Source organism: Aeromonas sp. A600620 (assembly GCF_029479985.1).
Taxonomy (GTDB): Bacteria; Pseudomonadota; Gammaproteobacteria; order Enterobacterales; family Aeromonadaceae; genus Aeromonas; species Aeromonas veronii_A.
In genome coordinates, this window is record NZ_JAAKXB010000001.1 from 404,537 (window position 1) to 422,471 (window position 17,935).

Below are 17,935 nucleotides of genomic sequence, written 5' to 3' on the forward strand. Positions count from 1 at the left end.
TTTTTGCGCTCATGACTGCACTCCCTTGAGGATTTTCTGATTCAGCTCGTCAAACTCGCCGTTGGCCCGAAACACATAGATGCCGGTCAACACGAAGGAGGAGAGGATCAGTCCCACCCCGACCGGAATGCCACGGGTGACGGTGGTGCTGTCGCTGAGCGGGGTGCCGAGCCAACCGGGGGCAAAGGCGATGAGCAGAATAAACGCCAGGTAGAGTCCCAGCATCAGAGCCGAGAGGGCCCAGGCAAAACGCTGGCGCTTGGCGACCAGCTCCTGGAAGTTGGGATCTTGCTGGATCCTCAGATAGCTTTGCTGTTCCATTGCAGTTCTCCATGACATGAGTGTCAGCGGTGGATGGGGTAACCCCGACGAGCAGGCAATCTGCTCATGTAAGCAAAATGTGAATTAAATGTTATTTCTCGACAATTAGACTTTGGGATAAGTGAGCGGCGAGCCGCAGGTCAGGCGCAGGTAGATAAGCGCGGCCGTGGTGGCATCGGCAAGGGCATCGTGGGCGGGCAGGGGGGGCAGCGCCAAGTGACGGCAGATGGCACTCAAGTGGAGGTCAATCGCAGCATCGGGGTAGCGGCGATAGAGGTGGTCATGATAAAGCTGGCTCACCTCGATCCCTCGCTGGGGCAGGGTCAATCCCCACAATTTTTGGCAGGCGAGATTGAGAATACGCAGATCGTAGGCGAGGTGATAGCCCACCAGTTCGCGCGGGCCGATATAGTCGAGCAGCAGGCGCAGCGCGGCTTCCAGCTCCATTCCCTGTTGCAGATCCTGATGGCGCAGACCGTGGATCACCACAGATTGGCTGGTCAGGCTGGCCGGTGGCTGTACCTTGATGGCGAGGGCCTCACCGGTCAGCAGCCGGTTGCCCTGAATGCGCACCGCCCCGATGGAGACGATCTCGGCCTGCTCGGGATCGAGACTGGTGGTCTCGAAATCGAGGGCGATCCGTTCATCTTCCGGTGGGGTGGCAAAGAGCGGCGCGAACTCGCCAGTTCGGAACGCACGGCCATACCAGTATCGTCGAGCGCGGCTCAACATGGCTATTGTCTCAGACGAAAGTGCAAGGTGAGCCACTGCTGGAATTTCTTCACCTGATGCAGCGCCTGACGCAACAGATCCCGCTCGCTGTGGCTAAGCTCGCTTGTCTGCACCCGACTATTGCCCCCCTTGAGCTGGCTGCGCAGCCTCAGCCGAATAAAGAGCCGGAACGCCTCCGCCAGATTGCTGCCATAGTCGGCACTGAGCCGCTCGGCGGCCACTAGCGCGTCGATGCGCCCCAGGGTCGAGGTTTCCAGTATGCCCTCCTCAAGGGCCAGCATGCGGATGCCGTGTACCAGTGGAAACAGGCCGCCTCGCTTCAGATCCAGCCCTTCAGGTGGCTGCTCCAGCCTGCCAAACAGGGTGAGGGGGGCATGGAAGGCCACCGCCGGTCGCACCATCTCCGCCAGCAGATTCCGCCTGTCCGCCAACTGCTCGCGCAGCGCTCTGGCAACAGGCAGATGCAGCTGTCGATCCCCCGCGATGGGGTGAGCATCGGCCAGGGTGGCGAGCCAGAGCAGCTCCTCCTCACTGGCCGTGGTGCAGGCGCTGGCAATGGCGCTTTGCCACTCATCGCCTGTTTTTACCCAGGCCGGATTGTTCACCATTACCTGCCCGGGGCACAGCGGGTAGCCGAGTCGCTCCAGCAGGCCGCTGAATTCGGCCAGATCGGCTGTCTGGGTGGGCCATGTCAGCCCCTCTGGCAGGATCAGGGCGTTGTCCTGATCGGTTTTGAGGATCTGCTCGCCGCGCCCCTCCGAGCCCAGCATCAGCAGGCAGACCTTATCCTGCACCTCGGGGGGGATCACCAGCGCAAAGGCTTTGGCGATCAGCTGTTCATTGATGGTGGCGATCAGTTTCATCAAAAAGGCGGTGTGGATCCCTTGGGCAAACAGCGAGCGGGTCAATTGTTGCTGCTCGCGGGCGACCGCCTCCAGCGCCGGCAGGCTGTCGGCGCGGGCAATGCGCAGGGTCAGCACGTGGGAGTGGGTAGAGAAGAGCCCCAGCACCTGGGTCAGTTGCAGGATCCCCGCCACTTCGTTGCCGCGCCACACCACCAGTCGCTTGATGCGATGGCGGGTCATCAGCAGCAGGGCATCAAACAGATAGCTCTCCAGCGGCAGACCGATGAGCGGCGTGGGGGTCAGCACCGAGAGGGGGGCCGTCAGCGGCAATCCCTTGAGGGTCAGGGCATGGAGCAAGGTCTTGCGGGTTGCCAGCGTGAGGGAGCCGTCGTGGGCTGGGTAGAGCAGGCAATCGGTCCCCTTGCTCACCATGGCTTCGGTCGCCGCCAGCAGTGACAACTTGCTGTCGACGATAAGCGGTGCCTGCAGGTGGCCCGGTTCGATGCGTGTCAGGATAAACTCCGCCAGATTCTTCTGCCCCAGTTGTTCGCGTTGTTCCTGCTGGCGTTGGCGCTCGGCCAGATTGGCGGTGAAGTAGCTGGCAAACTGCGGATCCTGCTCACAGAGCGTCAGAAATGTGTGGCGAGGAATGAGTTGGCAGAGGCTATCTTCCAGCGCGGTGAAGCGGTGGCGGCAGCGGCCGTCAAACTGGGCGCGCACATCGAACAGGTCATCGACCCCGTAATCACCAAACTGGTGGTGAGGGGCCGACTCTTCCACCGCCCCCTTGATAATGAGATAGAGGCCGGGAGGCTCGTCCCCCTCCTTGAGCAGCAGATCCCCGGCCCGAAAATAGCAGAGCGAGAGGTGGCGGGAGAGCCGCTCGCGCGCCTCCTCATCCAGTCGGTCGAACGGTGGTCTGGCAAAATTGAACAGGGTTGACATGACAGCGTCCTCTGCTGGCTTGCGGCACTCATGCAGCTCCCAGTGTGACAAAGGGAGGGGGAGGCGACCAGCCGACTTTAGTCTCAGCTGTACCGCCTGTTCACACTCTGATAACGTGGTGGTATGACCAGTGAGTCAGTTTCAGGGATCAAGGGGAGGACAAGGGAGATGGAAAAACCAAGGATCAAGTGCGAGATCCACGACGGGATTGCCGAAGTGATGCTGACGCGGGGGGACAAACTCAATGCGCTGGACCGCGCCATGTTCAGCGCCATCGATGAGACATTGACGCAGCTCGCCCGGCACAAGGGGCTGCGGGCGGTGATCCTGCATGGCGAGGGGCGAGCCTTCTGCGCCGGGCTGGATGTGAAATCCATGCTGAGACAGCCGGTAGCGGCGCTCGATATTCTCAAGCGTGAAGCAGACGAGGCGACCAATCTGGCCCAGCGGGTTGCCTATGGCTGGCACCAGCTGCCGGTGCCGGTGATTGCGGTGACCCAGGGAGTCTGTTTTGGCGGTGGCTTGCAGATTGCGCTCGGCGCCGATTTTCGCTTCAGCACCCCCGATTGCCGCTTCTCGGTGATGGAGATCAAGTGGGGCATCATTCCCGATATGAGCGGTAGCGTCACCATGCGCAACCTGATGGGAGTGGATACCGCCATGGAGCTGGCCATGAGCGGGCGCGAGCTGGATGCCATCGAGGCCAAATCCCTCGGGCTGGTGAGTCGGGTCTGCGCCGATCCGCTGGTGGAGGCGCGGGAGTTTGCCCGCACTCTTATCACCAAGTCGCCGGATGCACTGGCGGGGATCAAGCAGCTCTACAGTCAGGCCTGGGCCCGCAGCGATGAGGCGATGCTGAAGGAAGAGACCCGCTTGCAAAAGCAGATCCTGGGGCGACCCAATCAGTGGCGGGCCACCCTTAACAGCCTGTTTCGCTGGCGCCTGCCCTTCGGGCCGCGCCGCAATCCGCTCTGAGATGAGGTGACAGGAAAAAGAAATGGCAGCCGAGGCTGCCATTTATGCATTTATAATGCATTGTTTTATAAATATTTTAATTTTATCGCGTCCACAAATTGCCCACAGCTAAGACAAACTGACCACGCTTAGAGGGCCAATCACATCTCACAGGCTGCAATTTTCCGTGAGATAAGCCAACAAGTACATCTGGGTCACATTCCCCTTCAAAATTTCAGTTCTCAAAGAACTACTTCTTGCATCTAACCATCTGAAAAAAAAAGACTTCGCGCTGTTTCCCTACAGCAAACCGGATCCTTTTCTATAGGTCCGATCCGCACGAAAAATACGACCACCCTAATTTATTCAATTACTTACGCTTTCATTGGGGCAATCCACACCGCCCTCAAACTGTAAAACCCTGCAAAAAAGATCCTTCTTTGCAGATCCTCAAAGTTCTGCGGATCCTTTATCTGGCGCGGTCTGGGCATATGGTTTTGCGGTAATTCACTTTTGCAAAAAATTTTCCTGGTGAAGCCCGCAGGCGGGAGCGGATGAGCGCGGATTCCGTGGCGCAGACGCCGCCGTGGGCTTCTCCGTTGCGCTCTGGCTGCTGTGCTTGGCTCTGAGCCTCGCGTATGATGTGTGCCTGCCTGATGGTGCTCATACATGCGGCGCCTTTCCCTGGCCATGCTTTGGTGCCGTCAGTCAGATAGAAGAAAGCCCCATTTGATGGGGCTTTCTTCATTTTCTTGTGTACTAGTTCTCTGCGGCTATCTTCCTGCATTGTTCAGTGGTCACCGCATAGGTTTTGCTTGTAAATCTAGAGGTTACCTTGCTCAAGGTATCACATTGCACATAATCGTTTATTCGATGTAATGTTAATTCTTTCAAAGAAAATGAAATTAGTGGTGAGATGAGCAAGCAACTTATTATTATTCCATTTTTTAGAAATACTGATAGAGATTTCCCAGTGACAATTTCCACAGAGCAATACAATATTATTATTAGGCTAGATGCCATACAGGAAAAAATAGCCCAGTAATTTAATATTCCAGCTATGACGTAGACGTCATGCTGTTCACCAAAAGCTTTCTGGAGTACGTCCCAACCGAAAAAGGTACTCCCGAACGCGATTGCCCCAAAGAAAAGTATTCTAACGTAATTCACTCAAGTACCTCCTTGATTTGTTTTTGAATGCTTTTCAGTGTGGTTTTACAGCCTAAAAAAGCCAGCATTACGCTGGCTTTGTTCATTTTGCGTTCATTTTTTTATTTATTAATTGGCATTCATTATCTGATATGGCATAAATTTGATAAGAATTCCAACGAGAAACCCGTTTTAGCTCCTGGCACTCCACGTAATTTTCAGACTTTATACTTAATATAATCTTGGTTCCAAAGGTTAAGATTGGTGAAATTACGAAGATGACAATTAGAGCTCCTCGTTGAAAAAATTTGTCTGAATTACCATTTCTTGCCAATGACATTAACACATGAACAATCAATACAATACCAATTAATGGCGCGCAGTAAGACGCCCAAATGTTGGCAATGCCACTAACTCTAAATGACAGAGCACCATTGGATAACGTTGCGTACAAATCCTCTGATACTTGTTCAAGTCCGAACCAGATAAATGCAACCGCAATAATGGCTCTAATGATATGAATCATTCAACCAACCTTTTAAGCGAGTTGCCGATCTCATCTGAGAATCCATAACGCTCATCTAATGCATCAAGCTCACGTCCCATAAAGAAGGAACCGAATGCAAAGAGTGCACCAGTTACTAAAATCCCTGATACTGGTAATGTCGCAACGACTAGAGACATGGTAACAAGTGTCGTCATGCCTTTGATTATGTCGCTAGAGCTGTTACCAATGAACTCAGCTAAAGTTGCTTCATCACGTAAGACGTAATCAGCAGCATTGACCCCGACAGCAAAGGCAATTTCCACCCCTGCATTTATTTTGATCCATCGAGCGGCACCTTTTACATCATTCAAGCCGATACCGATTTGAACAACTCGTGGATTACTTGCTTTCCATTTGTTCCCTTTCATTAAGGTTTGGGCATGGCGTCGATAGTTCTTGATTATTACATAATCAATGCCCTTGATGTTCTTGGTATAAGATATTACGCCAAATCCACCTAATCCTTTGGCTGTCTGCGCGGCAGTCTTAACACCATCGATTAAGTCATGATAACTTTTTGTTGTACCAACAGTGTCCTTACCACCGGATTCAGAATAAAGCGTTTGAAGAAGTTCTTTGGCCTCTTCAAAGGAGAGTACTGCAATATCAGTTGGTGCTGTTGTGTACACAACCTCTAGAGTTTTACCTTGAGCGAAGTCATATGGAGGCCAATAAGCATTCTGTGCTTGGATCTCTACCGGTTGTACCGGTTGCTGCACTGGGGCCGCTCTTGCAGAACGTGCAGCAGGTGCTTGGTCTCCGATGACGACGGTGCCTGAGCCAATGATCACCCCACCACAGTCAACTGCTCCGCCAGTGAGTGCGGCAGGCATTCCATTTATAAAAACAGTGGAAGAACCTGACGCGATCTTCCTGGGATGGGGTGGGTTATTTGGCTTGTCATGGGGAGCCAGCGGATCACCAACACGTGCAGCGGGAATTCCATCTATGAATACATCAGGAGAGCCAGCAGTAATGGCTGTTGGATGGAAGCCGTCATGATCTGTTCCAATATCCCCAACTTTTGCAGCGTTTTTTGCCATCTGAATTCCTCATCGACACGAATAAAATCCATTCAACATAACATGGCTGCAAATGCCTCCCTAGACCGATGTGTCTGATTTTTGTCAGAATGTGACATCTATCGTCGCTGATAAGTCTACCGGTAATAGGTTTGATTCAGTCTTGGTTAAAGGGCTGTGTTTTTAGACTGCAAGCGATTAAGGCGAAGTTCGAATGACGGTAAAGGTTTCATGGCAAATGCGGGCCAGTGGTTTGGTTGTGTTCCTCTTTGGGTGTGCAAGTCTCTGGATGGCCATGGTATTTGGTGCTGAATTCACTGCGCTGTTAGCACAGACACCAGATGACCCATTCAGAATGAATGATTGGCGAGGATGGTTTGCAATCTTCATTGGCTTGCTTGCCGCTCCCTTCATGCTGTATGCGGGGGGAAAGCTGATGTTATCTAAGAGTATCCCCGAGCCCAATCTCTCCTCTAAAGCTGGCAAGCAGCGACTGGTGATTGTCATGTCGCTAGTCGTTCTCGCTGGTTTTTTCGGCTATCTGACACAGAAAGTCAGTATGTCGAGCATTGAGCGGTTAGGTTGGGAGCAGTGCTATGTCAAACAGACTAGCTGGCGTTTTGGAAAAGAACTCTATTCACAAAATTGTGCGGCCCATGGCCTCATGAAACTGGATCAGGCTCTGGACAAACTGTCTTTTGAGGAGCTGAAAGATAAGCTAAACAGTGAAATGTTTGAGCAAAAGAAAGGGCCTTAATGGCCCTTTCTTTTTATTCGATCATAGGTGATAGGACATCAGCCAACTGGCCGGCTTGCTTGCTCTGGCCATTGAACGTCTCGGCATTGGTGGGGGCTGGCCCGCCGTGTGTATGGCTCGCGGTGGTTGCGGCCAGTTGCTCCACCAGGTTCATCAGCTGGAGCAGCAGCCCGAAGATGTTTACCTCCTCGCTGCCCATCCACGAACGTGGCGCCTCAAAGTGCTGCAGCTCTCCGGCCACACTGCGGCGCAGTTGCCCGATCACCTCCACCAGGTCCCCCGCTGCGGTCTGGTTCATGTTACCCAGGCACCCCGCCACCAAGTCATCACCGGCCAGCAGCTCGATGGCCCCGAGCGCCTCGATGCGCTTCATCGCCCCTATCTGCTCCACGCTGTGCTGCATGGTTGTTAGCCGGTGTTGGCCGAACTCGCCCTGGTAGTCGTCCGCCTCGCGGTGCATCCGCATCGCCTTGTCATGTTGGCGGCGGTTGGTGTGGCGACTCTGGTTGCCCACGGTATCGGTGCGGCTGAACACCTCGGCCCGCAGCTGCCGGAGCTGTTCGCCCGGGGCAATGTCCGGCAGCGGCCAGCCCGAGCCCAGCACGGTGCGAATAAATGGCCGGTCAGCTCGCCCGAAGGCAAACCCCAGCTCGACGATGGTTCCCTCAATGGGGAATTGCAGCAGCCCCTGCTCGGGCCCGCCGAACATCACCGGCAGCGGCACGGCGCGATAGAGTGGGGCGGCCTTGTCCGGCTGGCCATCTTCCCCCAACAGTTGCACGTCCACCGCATAGCGTGGGCGAAACGGATCATTGAGCTGGCCAGCGGTCGCGCTGTCGCTGATGGCCTCGACCCGTCCGAACTTGGGAAGGTGCATCTGGTCGGCCAGCTCCGGGAACTCGCCCTCCATCTTGCGCCGCTCCGGAGACTTCACCGGTTTGCCGGGGGTTGCCGTGGTGAGGGTCATCTCATCACCCTTGAGGCGTACCCGCACCACCCGTTTGCCGTTGACGATAGCGCCCGGGCGCATGGCCGGGATCGGCGCCGTGGTGAGGGTGTTGCCCGCCTGGCGGCCGGAGAAGGCCGGATCCAGTTCTACCGCCCGTTCAGCCCAGCGGCTGTGGGCGTGACTGCCCACAAAGATGGCGCCATCCGGTTGTTGATGCCAGATGAAGTCCGGAACTGCAAAGGCGCGGCCGGCGTTGTTCAGCAGCTGATAGCCGGTACCGGCACTGGTGAAGTTTGGGATAGGCCGATCGGTATAGTCGGTCCCGTCAGGCAGCAAAAAGGTGAGCTGGGTCTGATCGCTTAACCAGGCCAGTAGGCCGCGCAGGGTTGCGTGCTGAAGGCTGACCGGAAATGCACTCCCCAGTATCCCAGCCAGTTCTCGGCACAGAAGCTTGCTGGCGTCATTGCTGGCGGGTTGCACGTCATAGACGTATCCGGTAAACCAGCGGCGCAGCTCGCTGTTGTAGCCCAGATCCACGGTCAGGGTTTGTCCCTTCTCCGCGTTCCCCTCGATGATGAGGGCGGCGCGGCCGCCTGCGCAGAGATCCAGCACGATATCGTGGTCGATGAGGTTGGCCGGTTGCCCGCCCAGGGTGAGGTTGGTCGAGAGTTTCATGCCATCAGGTCTCCCAGTTTGTTATCCAGCCCCTTGATTGCCTGTTCCCACGAGCTCAGCTGTTCCTGTTCGGAGGCGGGCGCTCCCTCTGACGGCTTGGCCGGTTTGGTGTTGGTGTTGCCCTGGCCCACGGTGGCGGGCGCCTTGGGCATCCGCTGTTCCCGCTTCTCGGGTACCGAGTTGTGTTCGCGCAGGGTGAACTGCACTTGCCACGCCAGCAGTCCCTCCTGCTCGCTGGCGGTGATGCGCCCGGCAAACTTGGCCTGGCGTACCTTTACCGACTTGGCCAGCAACGACCCGACCCGGTAGATATGGCGTTTGCCGCCATCCCCTTTGGCATCGGCCAGCTCAAACAAGCGGCTCAGGGTCTGCTCATCCTTGAAGGGGACGAGGCCCGAGATATCGAGCTCCTTGGCTTTGGCTCCTTGCTCAGAGCTGCTGGTCGAGCTGGTCTGGCCGCTGTTGTCCTTGTCCTGAAACTGCATCGATGCGGTGATCCGCATCGACTTCATCACAATCGGCTCACCGTCCAGGGTGAGCATGGCCGTTTTGCTCATCGGGTTAACTCCTGCCAGAAGGTGAGCGGGGAGGAGGAGAGCAGCAGGGCGCCGACCGTCATGCTATGGCTATGATCTGGCGGGCTGCTCTGGCCCAGTTGGGAGGCCAGGCTTGCCGCATCGCCTTGTCCCTGCCAGTGCCACAACTGACCACTGATGTCCGCCAGCTTGGCCAGAGCCTGTTCGAGCTCGGTCAGTCTGGCAGAGCGGCGTTCTGCCAGGGTGGCTAGCTGGGCGATCGGGGTGGTGGCCCCCTGTGCCAGGCTCTCCAGTTGGGCTAGCTCAGTTCCGAGCAGTGAACGAGCCGAGCGCAGCGGATCCCATATCAACGGTTCATCTGTTTTCCAGCGTGGCACCTTGGCGGCGGTGGGCTTGCTCATGGCATCGTTGTTGGCTGTGAGGCGGCGCAGGGTGGCGCACCACTCCGGCAGCGGCAGGATGGCGCAAAGCGGCGTCAAGGCATCGGCCAGCGCGGTCTCGCTGTTCCCGGTGACCAGCCAGGCGATGGCGTGCAACTGGCCAGTCGGTAGCAGGGGATCGGCCCCGTCCTGCAGCTTGGCCACTAGGGTCGCCACCGCGTTGGGGGCGGCGAGGCTGTACTGGTTGCCCGGGTGTTGGCCTACCCCATGCTGATAGGGCGTCACGGCCAAGCAGCGGCCGGTGGCTAATAGCCGGTCGAGCTCACCGCGCAGACCTGCCAGCGCGGCAGCGGCCTGGCTGATGGGCGTGGGGCGGTATTGTGCCATGGGCGCCAGTGCTTGCAAGCGGGCCACGGCGCCAGCCTGGTTTTCTGGGAGTTGGCCAAGTACCCCGCTGGCGCGGGTATGTATCGTCCCGGTGCTGGCTGGCCAGTGCAGTCCCCCTTGCATCCAGCTCAATGCGGTTTCTCCGGCCACGCTATTGGGGTTTCAGTCAAGTCGAGGCGGGTCAGCTCTACCCTATATCGGCGCCACGCAGTATATGCAGCCTGTTCATCATCGGTTGCCATACCTAACTCAATAGCATCTCCCAATACATCTATTTTTTGTGATGCTTCTGCTATTAATATTCCATATTTTTCCTTCGCCCTTACATCACATCCAACTCTTATAAATTTGCCATTTTCATACACATCACCTATCAATACAGATTTAGATGCTTCAACCCATACAATTGACTCGTGAAATCTTCCATTAGGAGATACATCTATTAACTCCTCAACTACACCTTTATCATTTAATCTTGCCCACATCATATTCACCACTCAATAATAACCGCACCATCAGAACCACCGCTACTAGGCACTACCTGATTGCCCGAAGTTGTTGCTGCTCCTTCTCCCCCAGCTCCATATCCATAACCCCCCATTATGGATTCCCCTCCGTGTCCGGCCCCCACTGTAGCGCCAATAATCGTTGGCATATTCGCCATCCCGGCGACACCACTACCACCTCTTCCATTTATATCACCACCAACTCCCATGCCTCCCAAATTACCTTGTCCTGTTCCTGATGTTGTTGTAGCGGCAATTGCCGGGTTGCCACATGTTCCACCAGTTGCACTACAAATTGTTCCAAACGAGCTAGACTCCCCATTTTTACCCGCTACGCTTCCATTTGGACTTTTCGAACCTCCGGCGCCAACTGTTATTGCAAATGATTCACCTGAAATTACTCTTATTTTCTTTTTTGAGTATCCTCCTGCACCACCACCTCCTCCAGCTGCATTATAATTTTGTGAGGCAGTTGCCCCACCTCCTGCGCCGCCTCCTCCAATCACCAATACATTTATACGGCTTACGTTTTCAGGTACAGTCCAATTATAAATTCCCGCCTTATCAAACACCTTAAAGCCATGAGTCAACATTATGTTTTTAATGTGGTGAATAAGTGAGTGTTCTATTACCTCCCTATTATCCACCACTTTATTGTCGCTCATCACTGTTGCCAATTTTGTTACATGATGGAAATATCCATTTTCGTCAACATAGTCCGTTAGTTCTCCTGAGCTAACCTGAATATCAACATGGTTATCCCAGCGGCTCAGGATGGTTCCGGCGTGATGCACATCCACCCACACTCCGACCGGCTTTGCCCCAACAGTGATAGCCTGTTCTGCGTCCAGCTGAATACGCAGGCCGCCGACCATAGCCACCCCAGGCTGCACCTTGTAGGCGCCTGCCTTGTTGATCAACTTGAAGGCGTCGCCAAAGAAGGCCGATGGCCCGAAGCAGGCAAGTGCCTGCAGGCGCAGTTGTTCGTCCATGCCGAGCAGGCGGGCGGAGTAGTCAATCTGCCAAGTGCCTGCCTCGACGGTGGTCACGGTGGCGGTGGCCGCTTGGTCGTACTCCATCAACATGGATTTCACCAGGCTGTTGCCAGTGGTACCTGTCGCCTGGTCAGTCTTGGTTTTGGTCTCCCGCCCCTTGTAAACAATCATCCCGACCATGCCGCTGGCCTTGTTGATGAGGTACATGGCATTGAATGAGAAGTTGCCCACAGTGGTATCCATTACGATGGAGTACGCCACGGCGTTGTTGTTGATGCGTCCGCGCTGATCCACCGGATGGCGATGGACAATCTGCGCCTGCGGTGGCAGGCCGGTATTCGGGTCGATGGGGGCGGTGATATCCAGATTAGGAATATCCGCCAGCACGACCTCATCGAGCACCACCGGCACCTGGTCAGTGAGGCAACCTTGCCAATAGGTCTCGAATGCGTTGGTGATGACTTGGCTCATCGGGTCTCCTTGGTTTTCAGTGTTGCGCCATAGACGTGCTGGATCATCTGGATGTGTCCAGGTACCAGCCGATATCTGGCTTTGTGCGGGGTGAGACGGGCGGCAAAGACCTCCTGACTCATATCAAACTGGCCATAGCCGATATAACCGGCGATCGGATAAACCACCTGGAAGCGATAGCGGCGGCAGGTGCGGCCATAGTGCTGGATCAGCGTCTCCATCAGCGTCTGGTTGTTGGCGATACTGCTATCGGTCACCTCGATGGTGATGACGTCCCAGGGCGCACCGGCTTGCCGTTCGTGGATGTCGCACCAGCCGATGCCCAGGCGCTCGAATATGCGCTTGAATCCGGCGACTTCTCCCGCGTCACGGGCATTCACAAAGGCGAACTTGACCCGCTTGCGAAACAGCTCCAGTGGCTCAGATTCAAAGCGGGCAATGTCCCGCTCCCATGCCAGCAGGTTGAGCAGTGAGAGAGAGCAGGTCAGCGGGTCTTGCTCTGCCAGCGGTGCCAGCAACCAGCGCCGTATTAACTGCCAGAATGCCATGATGCCGCGCGCCAAAAAGGCAGGCTCTTTCACGCCATCGGTGATGGTTTGGCCATCTTCCCACCAAGGGGCAGATGCCTTTGGCATGGCCGGTGCGTTGGCGCTGTGATCAATGCGGGGTGAATCAGTCATGCAGGGTGACCTCCAGCGAGCTCAGGCGCGGGATGGCCAGGCCCGAGACGATGTCATCCTGCGCAAATTTGAGGCTTTGCAGCTGCGGGAACTGGCTGTGCAGCTCGCGGGCCAGCTGCGAGAGGGAAAAACGTGAGCGCGGCCAGGTGCGAGTGACACTCGGAAAATCCCCCGACTGACGAAACGCCGCTTTGACCAGCGATTCAGCGCCCTGTTTGAGGGCAGCCTTCTGCTCGTCGGTGAGGTTGGCCACTGGCCACAGCTCCAGCGTGAGGCTGTGCTGAGTCTCTGGCATCGCCATCACGAACAGGTCGTCGCCGTGGCCATGGTTGCCCTGGCGGCCCACGTAGTCGTTAAGCTGGGCAATCAGGCTGGCCGGGGTAGCGCCCACCTCCAGCAGGATGTAAGCGTTGGCGGTGCCCGGGCCCCGCGGCGCTTCATGCTCGAAGAAGATGTGATCGGCGCGAATGCCGGCGATGCTCGCCAGCATGGAGCGGTAAATGGCATCAATGTGATAGCGACCCACCGCCGAGAACTGGTTCTGAATACGCAGGCCCAGGGCATCGTTACTCTCGGCATCGGCGCCCTGGGTGGTGATCCACTCCTTGTCATCGTTGCGGGCCGACAAGATGCCGGTGACCGGTTCGCTCAGCAGGTTGTAGTAGCCCGGGGCCAGATTCCAGGCCGCGCCCGCGAACTCGGCCTCGCACACCACGCGAGCCACCGCTTCACCGGCCGGGCTCACCACCGCCTGCAACGGCTTGACCCGGTAGATGGTGCCGTTGATGCGCTCGGTGCTGACCCAGATATCGGCCGGGATGGTGACCGCTTCGCTCGGGTTGGCCTTGACGAAGTTGATCACCCCGCGGGTCTTCTGGGCGCCCTTGCGGGTCAAGTCCACATCCCATGCCTTGAGGTCGAGATAGGCATCGGTGGCGGTGGCGGCAAAGGTGTTGGGCAGCACATGGCCGGCCAAGAGGGTGCGGATAAGCCAGAGCGCCGGGGTGATCACCACGCCGCGTACCAGCCGCCAGAAGGGGCTCACATCGCTGTCGTTGGTGATAAGGGATCCGGCGGCCTCGACCTCTTTTTTAAGCTCGGCTTCCATGGCCTGCTCGGTGGTCGGTACGCCGGTCTCGGCCAGCAGGGCCATAAAATCCACGTTGGGGCGCAGGTTCACAGGGTTACCTCCAGATCGCCAAATTCATAGGTGCGGGCGGTGACCAGCACCCGCTCGGGGGCCTCTTCGCGGATCACGATGGTGCCGGGCACCAGTCGCTCGTCGTTCTCAACCAGCAGCTCGATCTCGGTCATCACATCGGCGCGCAAGGTCGGACTGCGCTCGCCAATCAGCTTGCGGGCCAGCCCCGACTCCATGATCCGGTGCTTGATGTCCTGGCCGATGCTGTGGCGGTCCCGGGTGTAACGGGGCTGGCCGCCGGCATCGAGTAGCCAGGCCCCGTTTACCACCAAAATGTCGATGTACTTGGCGTCGCTCATCACGGGGTCTCCAGCCAGGCGTTTTCGGCCATCTGCTCAGGGGTCATCGGGTTCTGGTTGTGCATGTGCACTTCCCCGATGCTCAGGTACTTGGGCGGCTTCTGGTTGGCGGTGGTCGCGGCCGCGTTGGCCTGGATCAACTGCTGGCCCAGCCCGCCCGCCGGTACGCGGCTTTGGCTACCCTGGCTAAAGCGGGCGAGGGGAGCGTTGATGTTCTCCTGATTGGGCAGGTTGAGATCCGGCATGCTGCCCATCTCGATATTGACGCCCGGGATCATGTTCAGCTTCTCGACCAGCCAATCCACTGCCTGCCCGAGCAGCTTGAACACGCTCCAGTCGGCCATGCTCTTTTTCAGGTCGTCCCAGTAGTAGATGGCCGCCGCCACGGCACCGATCAGCAGCACGATGCCCGCCACGATCAGGCCTACAGGGTTGGCATACATGGCGATGTTGACCGCCAGCAGGATGGCGCGAAAGGTCGCCATCACGGCATTGAGCAAGGCAAGCGGGGCGGTGATGATGGACCAGGCGATGCCGAGCCCCAGGGTGGCCAGCTTGGCCAAGCCGGCGATCAGCATCCAGGTACCGGTGACCATGCTCAACCCCACGATGGCGAGCAGGGCATAGCTGATGACCTTGGTCAGGTTAGGGAAGAGGTGCGTCCAGCGCAGCACCTCGTTGGCGCCATCTGCAAAGACGCTCATCACGGCGTTGATAGCGGGCAGTACCACCCCGAACGCGGCGGCGCGGATGGCAAACCAGGCTTGCTCGACCCGCTGCCACTGGTCAGTCATGGCGGCGGCCATCTGCTCGGCCTTGCCCATGCCGTGGGTGTTGGCCAGCGCATTGATGTTGGTGGCAAGCCCCTTGGTGTTGGTCATCAGGAGCTTGATCATGCTGACCGCCTCATCCGAACCGAATGCCTTCTTGAGCTCGTCCCCCTCGGCAACGCTCAGGGTGTCGCCATAGCGGGCCTTGAGCTTGTCCAGCATGGTGAGCACCGGCAGCATGTTGCCCGCGGCATCGGTGAACTGGATGCCGAGCGCCTTCTGGGCATTGCCGACGCCTGCCAGAAACGCCTTGAACTTGGTACCGGCCTCGCCGCCGCTCATGGTGGCTTGCAGCTGACCGAGCACCGCGAACTGCTCATCCATCGCAATGCCGGCGGCGGTGGCGTTGGCACCGATTGCCCCGAAAGCATCGGCCATGCCCTGGCCGGTGGTCTTGAACAGCTGCACTGCGAGCGCCGTCTTGCCGGCCACATCCTCGACCCAGTTGGCCTTGCCCATCTGCTTGGCCTGCTGCTCGAAGATGCCGTACATGGTGCCCATGTAGTTGGTGATGGTGGCGGTGTCGGCCTTGGTCGCCTTGGCCAGGGTGGTCGATGCGCGGGTAAAGGCGGGCAGCTCGTTACCTTCGAGCCCCGCGATCGCCGACTGGATATCGTAGGAGGAGCGGACAATCTCGGTGGCCGATTCCCCGTACTGGATAGAGAGCTTCAACGCCTCGCGGCCGAGCGCCCCGAGCACCTCTTTTTGCACATCGAGTGAGGCCACCTCGGCCAACGCCCGATCCATTTCAATGGCTGGGCCGAGGGCAGACTGGATCGCCATGCCACCGGCGGCCACTGTGGTGGCCCCCATTGCCATGCTGCTCCAGCCCTGACGGCCAGCCTTGCTGACCTTGTCCATCTGGGCATTGATGCCAGCAAGGGGTTTGGTGACCTGATCCACCAAAGCCACCTGCATCATCAATTTTTCCATCCAGGCCATAGGTCGTTATCCGTTAAATGCGTTGGCGATGCCCTCGGCCACTGCAGCGGCGTAGGACTCCCGGGCGTGTCGGTCTAACCAGAGGGCACGGGCCAGGCTGTCGATGTCGTCATCGTCATGGGGCAGGTAGTGGCGCCGCAGCGCCAGCGCCTGCTCCAGGTGATTGCGCTCGATGGCCTCGGCGCGCGCCGTCAGTTTTTTACGGTGATCTCCAGATCGGGGGCGAACTGCTGGTTAATGGCACCCGCCAACTGCAGTGCCGCGCCCGGGCGTTTGAGCAGCTCATCAAGTGCCTCTTTGCTCTCCTGACAGACGATCTTTTTCAGGTAGTTGTGGGCCGGCGCTACCTTGTCGCTTGGCATCATGTCGTTGATAAAGCCGTTGTAGGCCACCATGGTGGGGGCGAATTTCAGCTCTTTGCCGGCGACGTCCAGGGTGATGATGGGTGTGGTCATGGGGTGGTTTCCTCTTGTTCAATCCAATGGTTCAGGGTGTTGATTTGGGTTTGGCAGCGGCGCAGTGCCATCTGCAGGGTGGGGATAAACCGCACGGCGTCGCCGTAGGTGCGCCCCGTGAAATCAGGCTCCGGGCAGTGGGGCACCAGCCCCGGCGGTGGAAGCCGCTTTACCACCTGCGTTTGCACCACGGTCTGGGGCTGGCTGGAGCAGGCGCAAAGCAGCGTCAGGCAGAGGCTCGCGAGCACAGTCCGGGCGGCCTGCCGGCGGCGTGGCCAACGCTTGTTGCAGTTCATCGGCGGTTTTCCTCTGTTGTTGGTCGAGCTCGGCCAGGGCGGCGTTCTGGGTGCCCAGCAACTTGCGCAGCCCCGCGGCGTCGCGCTGCAGTGTCGCCAGCTGGCTGGCTTGCTGCTCGTTGGTCTGCTGCAGGGTATTGATGGTCTCGTTGGCGGTGGCAAGCGCTTTGCCACGGCTCTCCAGCATCCGGTTGCCAAGAAACAGGGCTGCGCCCATTACCAGCACCAAGACCAACAGCACATTGGAGAGCAGTGCCTTGAAGGTGCTCATGCCAGCACCCCGCCGAACTCGGTGAATTTGGCCAGCAGGCCAGCCAGCTGGTGCTCGCGCTGGCCGTAACCGGCCCCCGGCAGGCTGGCCCAGATGTTGGCGCATTTGGCCACCGCCTCGCGGATGCGACCTTTAAGCACATCGTCCAGCGCCTTGCGCTCGCGAATAAGCTGGATTGCCCAGCTGTCTTGCGACGCGGGGCCAAAGTCAGGCAGAGCGAGCTGGTCGCGGTAGTGGGCCCAGTGCTTTGACAGGAACTGATAGCGGCCAGCCGCGGTGCTGCTCAGGGTCTTGTTGACCTGCACCAGCACGTTCGGGTGGGTGGCGTAGCTCTCAAAGAACCCCGCCGGATTGACCAGCTTGTTGTAGCCGTCATCGCCCCGGCCCTTGGTGCCTTCGGCATAGGCAATCATGTCGAGAAATGCGGCCACCTGCGGGTGGCAGTGACTACGCGGCATCGTTGTTCCCCCTTTTGCTCAGCACGGTCTTGGCCTTTTCGCGGATGATGTCCACCCCGAGCAGTCCCACCACGCCCCCGATAAAGGGGGCGGCCTCATAGGGAACGCCGAGCAGGGTGGTGCCCGACGCCGCGGCCAGAGTGATGAGGCCGCACAGGGTGGATTCGATCAGACGGCGGCGCCCGCTGCCGCCGTCATAGGTGATGCGCATGAAGGAGATGCTCAGCGCCAGCAATGCCCCGGACACGGCGGGCCAGTTGTCCATCAGCCAGGCCATCAGGGCGGCCCAGAGGGTGGGGTCTTTGTTCGGCATAGAGTTCATATCCCGTTCT

22 protein-coding genes are annotated in these 17,935 nt (G+C 58.0%); 2 read left to right on the forward strand and 20 right to left on the reverse strand.

The window, feature by feature from the left end; translation table 11 throughout:
- Positions 1–9: 9 nt before the first annotated feature.
- The 3 genes from G5533_RS01700 to G5533_RS01710 form a co-directional block, all read right to left on the reverse strand.
- Positions 10–321, reverse strand: coding sequence for a DUF485 domain-containing protein (locus tag G5533_RS01700; protein WP_005336970.1), 312 nt, complete (start codon positions 319–321; stop codon positions 10–12).
- A 105-nt stretch (positions 322–426) separates the two neighbouring features.
- Positions 427–1,053 carry a 3'-5' exonuclease gene (locus G5533_RS01705; protein WP_421352233.1) on the reverse strand — a complete coding sequence of 209 codons (627 nt, stop codon included), beginning with the start codon at positions 1,051–1,053 and terminating at the stop codon, positions 427–429.
- A gap of 2 nt (positions 1,054–1,055) precedes the next feature.
- Complete coding sequence (locus G5533_RS01710) at positions 1,056–2,843, reverse strand: putative nucleotidyltransferase substrate binding domain-containing protein (RefSeq protein ID WP_421352234.1); 1,788 nt, start codon at positions 2,841–2,843, stop codon at positions 1,056–1,058.
- A gap of 168 nt (positions 2,844–3,011) precedes the next feature.
- Between G5533_RS01710 and G5533_RS01715 the strand changes: the two genes are divergently transcribed.
- Positions 3,012–3,818, forward strand: coding sequence for a crotonase/enoyl-CoA hydratase family protein (locus G5533_RS01715; protein ID WP_216953774.1), 807 nt, complete (start codon positions 3,012–3,014; stop codon positions 3,816–3,818).
- A 1,231-nt stretch (positions 3,819–5,049) separates the two neighbouring features.
- Here the strand turns inward: G5533_RS01715 and G5533_RS01720 are convergent.
- Both G5533_RS01720 and G5533_RS01725 read right to left on the reverse strand, forming a co-directional pair.
- The gene (locus G5533_RS01720; protein WP_441254334.1) at positions 5,050–5,472 is read right to left on the reverse strand and encodes a DUF1420 family protein; all 423 of its coding nucleotides are present in this window, start codon (positions 5,470–5,472) and stop codon (positions 5,050–5,052) included.
- Positions 5,469–6,536, reverse strand: coding sequence for a type VI secretion system PAAR protein (locus G5533_RS01725; RefSeq protein WP_441254335.1), 1,068 nt, complete (start codon positions 6,534–6,536; stop codon positions 5,469–5,471). Before G5533_RS01725 ends, G5533_RS01720 begins: the two co-directional genes overlap by 4 nt.
- Before the next feature lie 193 nt (positions 6,537–6,729).
- Between G5533_RS01725 and G5533_RS01730 the strand changes: the two genes are divergently transcribed.
- Positions 6,730–7,272 (forward strand): hypothetical protein, encoded by a 543-nt coding sequence (locus G5533_RS01730; protein ID WP_323905942.1) that lies wholly within the window; start codon positions 6,730–6,732, stop codon positions 7,270–7,272.
- 13 nt (positions 7,273–7,285) lie between these two features.
- On the opposite strand, the gene G5533_RS01735 is transcribed toward G5533_RS01730, so the two are convergent.
- Genes G5533_RS01735 through G5533_RS01805 form a run of 15 tightly spaced genes read right to left on the reverse strand, consistent with a single transcriptional unit; the run spans position 7,286 to position 17,916 of the window.
- Entirely contained in the window at positions 7,286–8,896 is a 1,611-nt protein-coding gene (locus tag G5533_RS01735; protein WP_441254336.1) for a hypothetical protein, read from the reverse strand.
- Positions 8,893–9,453, reverse strand: a complete 561-nt coding sequence (locus G5533_RS01740) for a hypothetical protein (RefSeq protein ID WP_441254337.1) — start codon at positions 9,451–9,453, stop codon at positions 8,893–8,895. Before G5533_RS01740 ends, G5533_RS01735 begins: the two co-directional genes overlap by 4 nt.
- A complete protein-coding gene (locus tag G5533_RS01745) occupies positions 9,450–10,322 on the reverse strand; it encodes a hypothetical protein (protein WP_441254429.1) in 873 nt (290 codons plus the stop codon). Before G5533_RS01745 ends, G5533_RS01740 begins: the two co-directional genes overlap by 4 nt.
- Before the next feature lie 5 nt (positions 10,323–10,327).
- A complete protein-coding gene (locus G5533_RS01750) occupies positions 10,328–10,687 on the reverse strand; it encodes a tail fiber assembly protein (RefSeq protein ID WP_441254338.1) in 360 nt (119 codons plus the stop codon).
- Positions 10,688–10,689: 2 nt separating this feature from the next.
- On the reverse strand, positions 10,690–12,171 hold the full coding sequence (locus G5533_RS01755) for a phage tail-collar fiber domain-containing protein (RefSeq protein ID WP_441254339.1): 1,482 nt from the start codon (positions 12,169–12,171) through the stop codon (positions 10,690–10,692).
- Complete coding sequence (locus G5533_RS01760; RefSeq protein WP_441254340.1) at positions 12,168–12,851, reverse strand: phage tail protein; 684 nt, start codon at positions 12,849–12,851, stop codon at positions 12,168–12,170. Before G5533_RS01760 ends, G5533_RS01755 begins: the two co-directional genes overlap by 4 nt.
- Positions 12,844–14,031, reverse strand: a complete 1,188-nt coding sequence (locus G5533_RS01765) for a baseplate J/gp47 family protein (protein ID WP_441254341.1) — start codon at positions 14,029–14,031, stop codon at positions 12,844–12,846. The genes G5533_RS01760 and G5533_RS01765 overlap by 8 nt, the downstream gene beginning before the upstream one ends.
- The gene (locus G5533_RS01770; protein ID WP_139462135.1) at positions 14,028–14,351 is read right to left on the reverse strand and encodes a DUF2590 family protein; all 324 of its coding nucleotides are present in this window, start codon (positions 14,349–14,351) and stop codon (positions 14,028–14,030) included. The genes G5533_RS01765 and G5533_RS01770 overlap by 4 nt, the downstream gene beginning before the upstream one ends.
- Positions 14,351–16,123: a phage tail tape measure protein gene (locus G5533_RS01775; RefSeq protein WP_441254342.1), complete on the reverse strand. Its 1,773-nt coding sequence runs from the start codon at positions 16,121–16,123 to the stop codon at positions 14,351–14,353. Before G5533_RS01775 ends, G5533_RS01770 begins: the two co-directional genes overlap by 1 nt.
- 6 nt (positions 16,124–16,129) lie before the next feature.
- Positions 16,130–16,318 (reverse strand): DUF6890 family protein, encoded by a 189-nt coding sequence (locus G5533_RS01780; protein WP_375123929.1) that lies wholly within the window; start codon positions 16,316–16,318, stop codon positions 16,130–16,132.
- Complete coding sequence (locus tag G5533_RS01785; protein ID WP_029299933.1) at positions 16,315–16,578, reverse strand: putative phage tail assembly chaperone; 264 nt, start codon at positions 16,576–16,578, stop codon at positions 16,315–16,317. The genes G5533_RS01780 and G5533_RS01785 overlap by 4 nt, the downstream gene beginning before the upstream one ends.
- Positions 16,575–16,769, reverse strand: a complete 195-nt coding sequence (lysC, locus tag G5533_RS01790) for an Rz1-like lysis system protein LysC (RefSeq protein WP_233267166.1) — start codon at positions 16,767–16,769, stop codon at positions 16,575–16,577. Before lysC ends, G5533_RS01785 begins: the two co-directional genes overlap by 4 nt.
- Positions 16,702–17,145, reverse strand: coding sequence for a hypothetical protein (locus G5533_RS01795; RefSeq protein WP_441254343.1), 444 nt, complete (start codon positions 17,143–17,145; stop codon positions 16,702–16,704). The genes lysC and G5533_RS01795 overlap by 68 nt, the downstream gene beginning before the upstream one ends.
- A complete protein-coding gene (locus G5533_RS01800; RefSeq protein ID WP_441254344.1) occupies positions 17,142–17,603 on the reverse strand; it encodes a glycoside hydrolase family 24 protein in 462 nt (153 codons plus the stop codon). The genes G5533_RS01795 and G5533_RS01800 overlap by 4 nt, the downstream gene beginning before the upstream one ends.
- Positions 17,593–17,916: a phage holin, lambda family gene (locus G5533_RS01805; protein ID WP_029299936.1), complete on the reverse strand. Its 324-nt coding sequence runs from the start codon at positions 17,914–17,916 to the stop codon at positions 17,593–17,595. The genes G5533_RS01800 and G5533_RS01805 overlap by 11 nt, the downstream gene beginning before the upstream one ends.
- Positions 17,917–17,935 lie beyond the last annotated feature (19 nt).

Coding starts and splice junctions, on each gene's coding strand:
- G5533_RS01805 (WP_029299936.1), bottom strand. CDS start 17,916: ATGCCGAACAAAGACCCCACCCTCTGGGCCGCCCTGATGGCCTGGCTG.
- G5533_RS01775 (WP_441254342.1), bottom strand. CDS start 16,123: ATGGCCTGGATGGAAAAATTGATGATGCAGGTGGCTTTGGTGGATCAG.
- G5533_RS01740 (WP_441254337.1), bottom strand. CDS start 9,453: ATGAGCAAAACGGCCATGCTCACCCTGGACGGTGAGCCGATTGTGATG.
- G5533_RS01795 (WP_441254343.1), bottom strand. CDS start 17,145: ATGAGCACCTTCAAGGCACTGCTCTCCAATGTGCTGTTGGTCTTGGTG.
- G5533_RS01735 (WP_441254336.1), bottom strand. CDS start 8,896: ATGAAACTCTCGACCAACCTCACCCTGGGCGGGCAACCGGCCAACCTC.
- G5533_RS01705 (WP_421352233.1), bottom strand. CDS start 1,053: ATGTTGAGCCGCGCTCGACGATACTGGTATGGCCGTGCGTTCCGAACT.
- G5533_RS01760 (WP_441254340.1), bottom strand. CDS start 12,851: ATGACTGATTCACCCCGCATTGATCACAGCGCCAACGCACCGGCCATG.
- G5533_RS01800 (WP_441254344.1), bottom strand. CDS start 17,603: ATGCCGCGTAGTCACTGCCACCCGCAGGTGGCCGCATTTCTCGACATG.
- G5533_RS01710 (WP_421352234.1), bottom strand. CDS start 2,843: ATGTCAACCCTGTTCAATTTTGCCAGACCACCGTTCGACCGACTGGAT.
- G5533_RS01770 (WP_139462135.1), bottom strand. CDS start 14,351: ATGAGCGACGCCAAGTACATCGACATTTTGGTGGTAAACGGGGCCTGG.
- G5533_RS01715 (WP_216953774.1), top strand. CDS start 3,012: ATGGAAAAACCAAGGATCAAGTGCGAGATCCACGACGGGATTGCCGAA.
- G5533_RS01755 (WP_441254339.1), bottom strand. CDS start 12,171: ATGAGCCAAGTCATCACCAACGCATTCGAGACCTATTGGCAAGGTTGC.
- G5533_RS01785 (WP_029299933.1), bottom strand. CDS start 16,578: ATGACCACACCCATCATCACCCTGGACGTCGCCGGCAAAGAGCTGAAA.
- G5533_RS01725 (WP_441254335.1), bottom strand. CDS start 6,536: ATGGCAAAAAACGCTGCAAAAGTTGGGGATATTGGAACAGATCATGAC.
- G5533_RS01730 (WP_323905942.1), top strand. CDS start 6,730: ATGACGGTAAAGGTTTCATGGCAAATGCGGGCCAGTGGTTTGGTTGTG.
- G5533_RS01745 (WP_441254429.1), bottom strand. CDS start 10,322: ATGCAAGGGGGACTGCACTGGCCAGCCAGCACCGGGACGATACATACC.
- G5533_RS01750 (WP_441254338.1), bottom strand. CDS start 10,687: ATGATGTGGGCAAGATTAAATGATAAAGGTGTAGTTGAGGAGTTAATA.
- G5533_RS01720 (WP_441254334.1), bottom strand. CDS start 5,472: ATGATTCATATCATTAGAGCCATTATTGCGGTTGCATTTATCTGGTTC.
- G5533_RS01700 (WP_005336970.1), bottom strand. CDS start 321: ATGGAACAGCAAAGCTATCTGAGGATCCAGCAAGATCCCAACTTCCAG.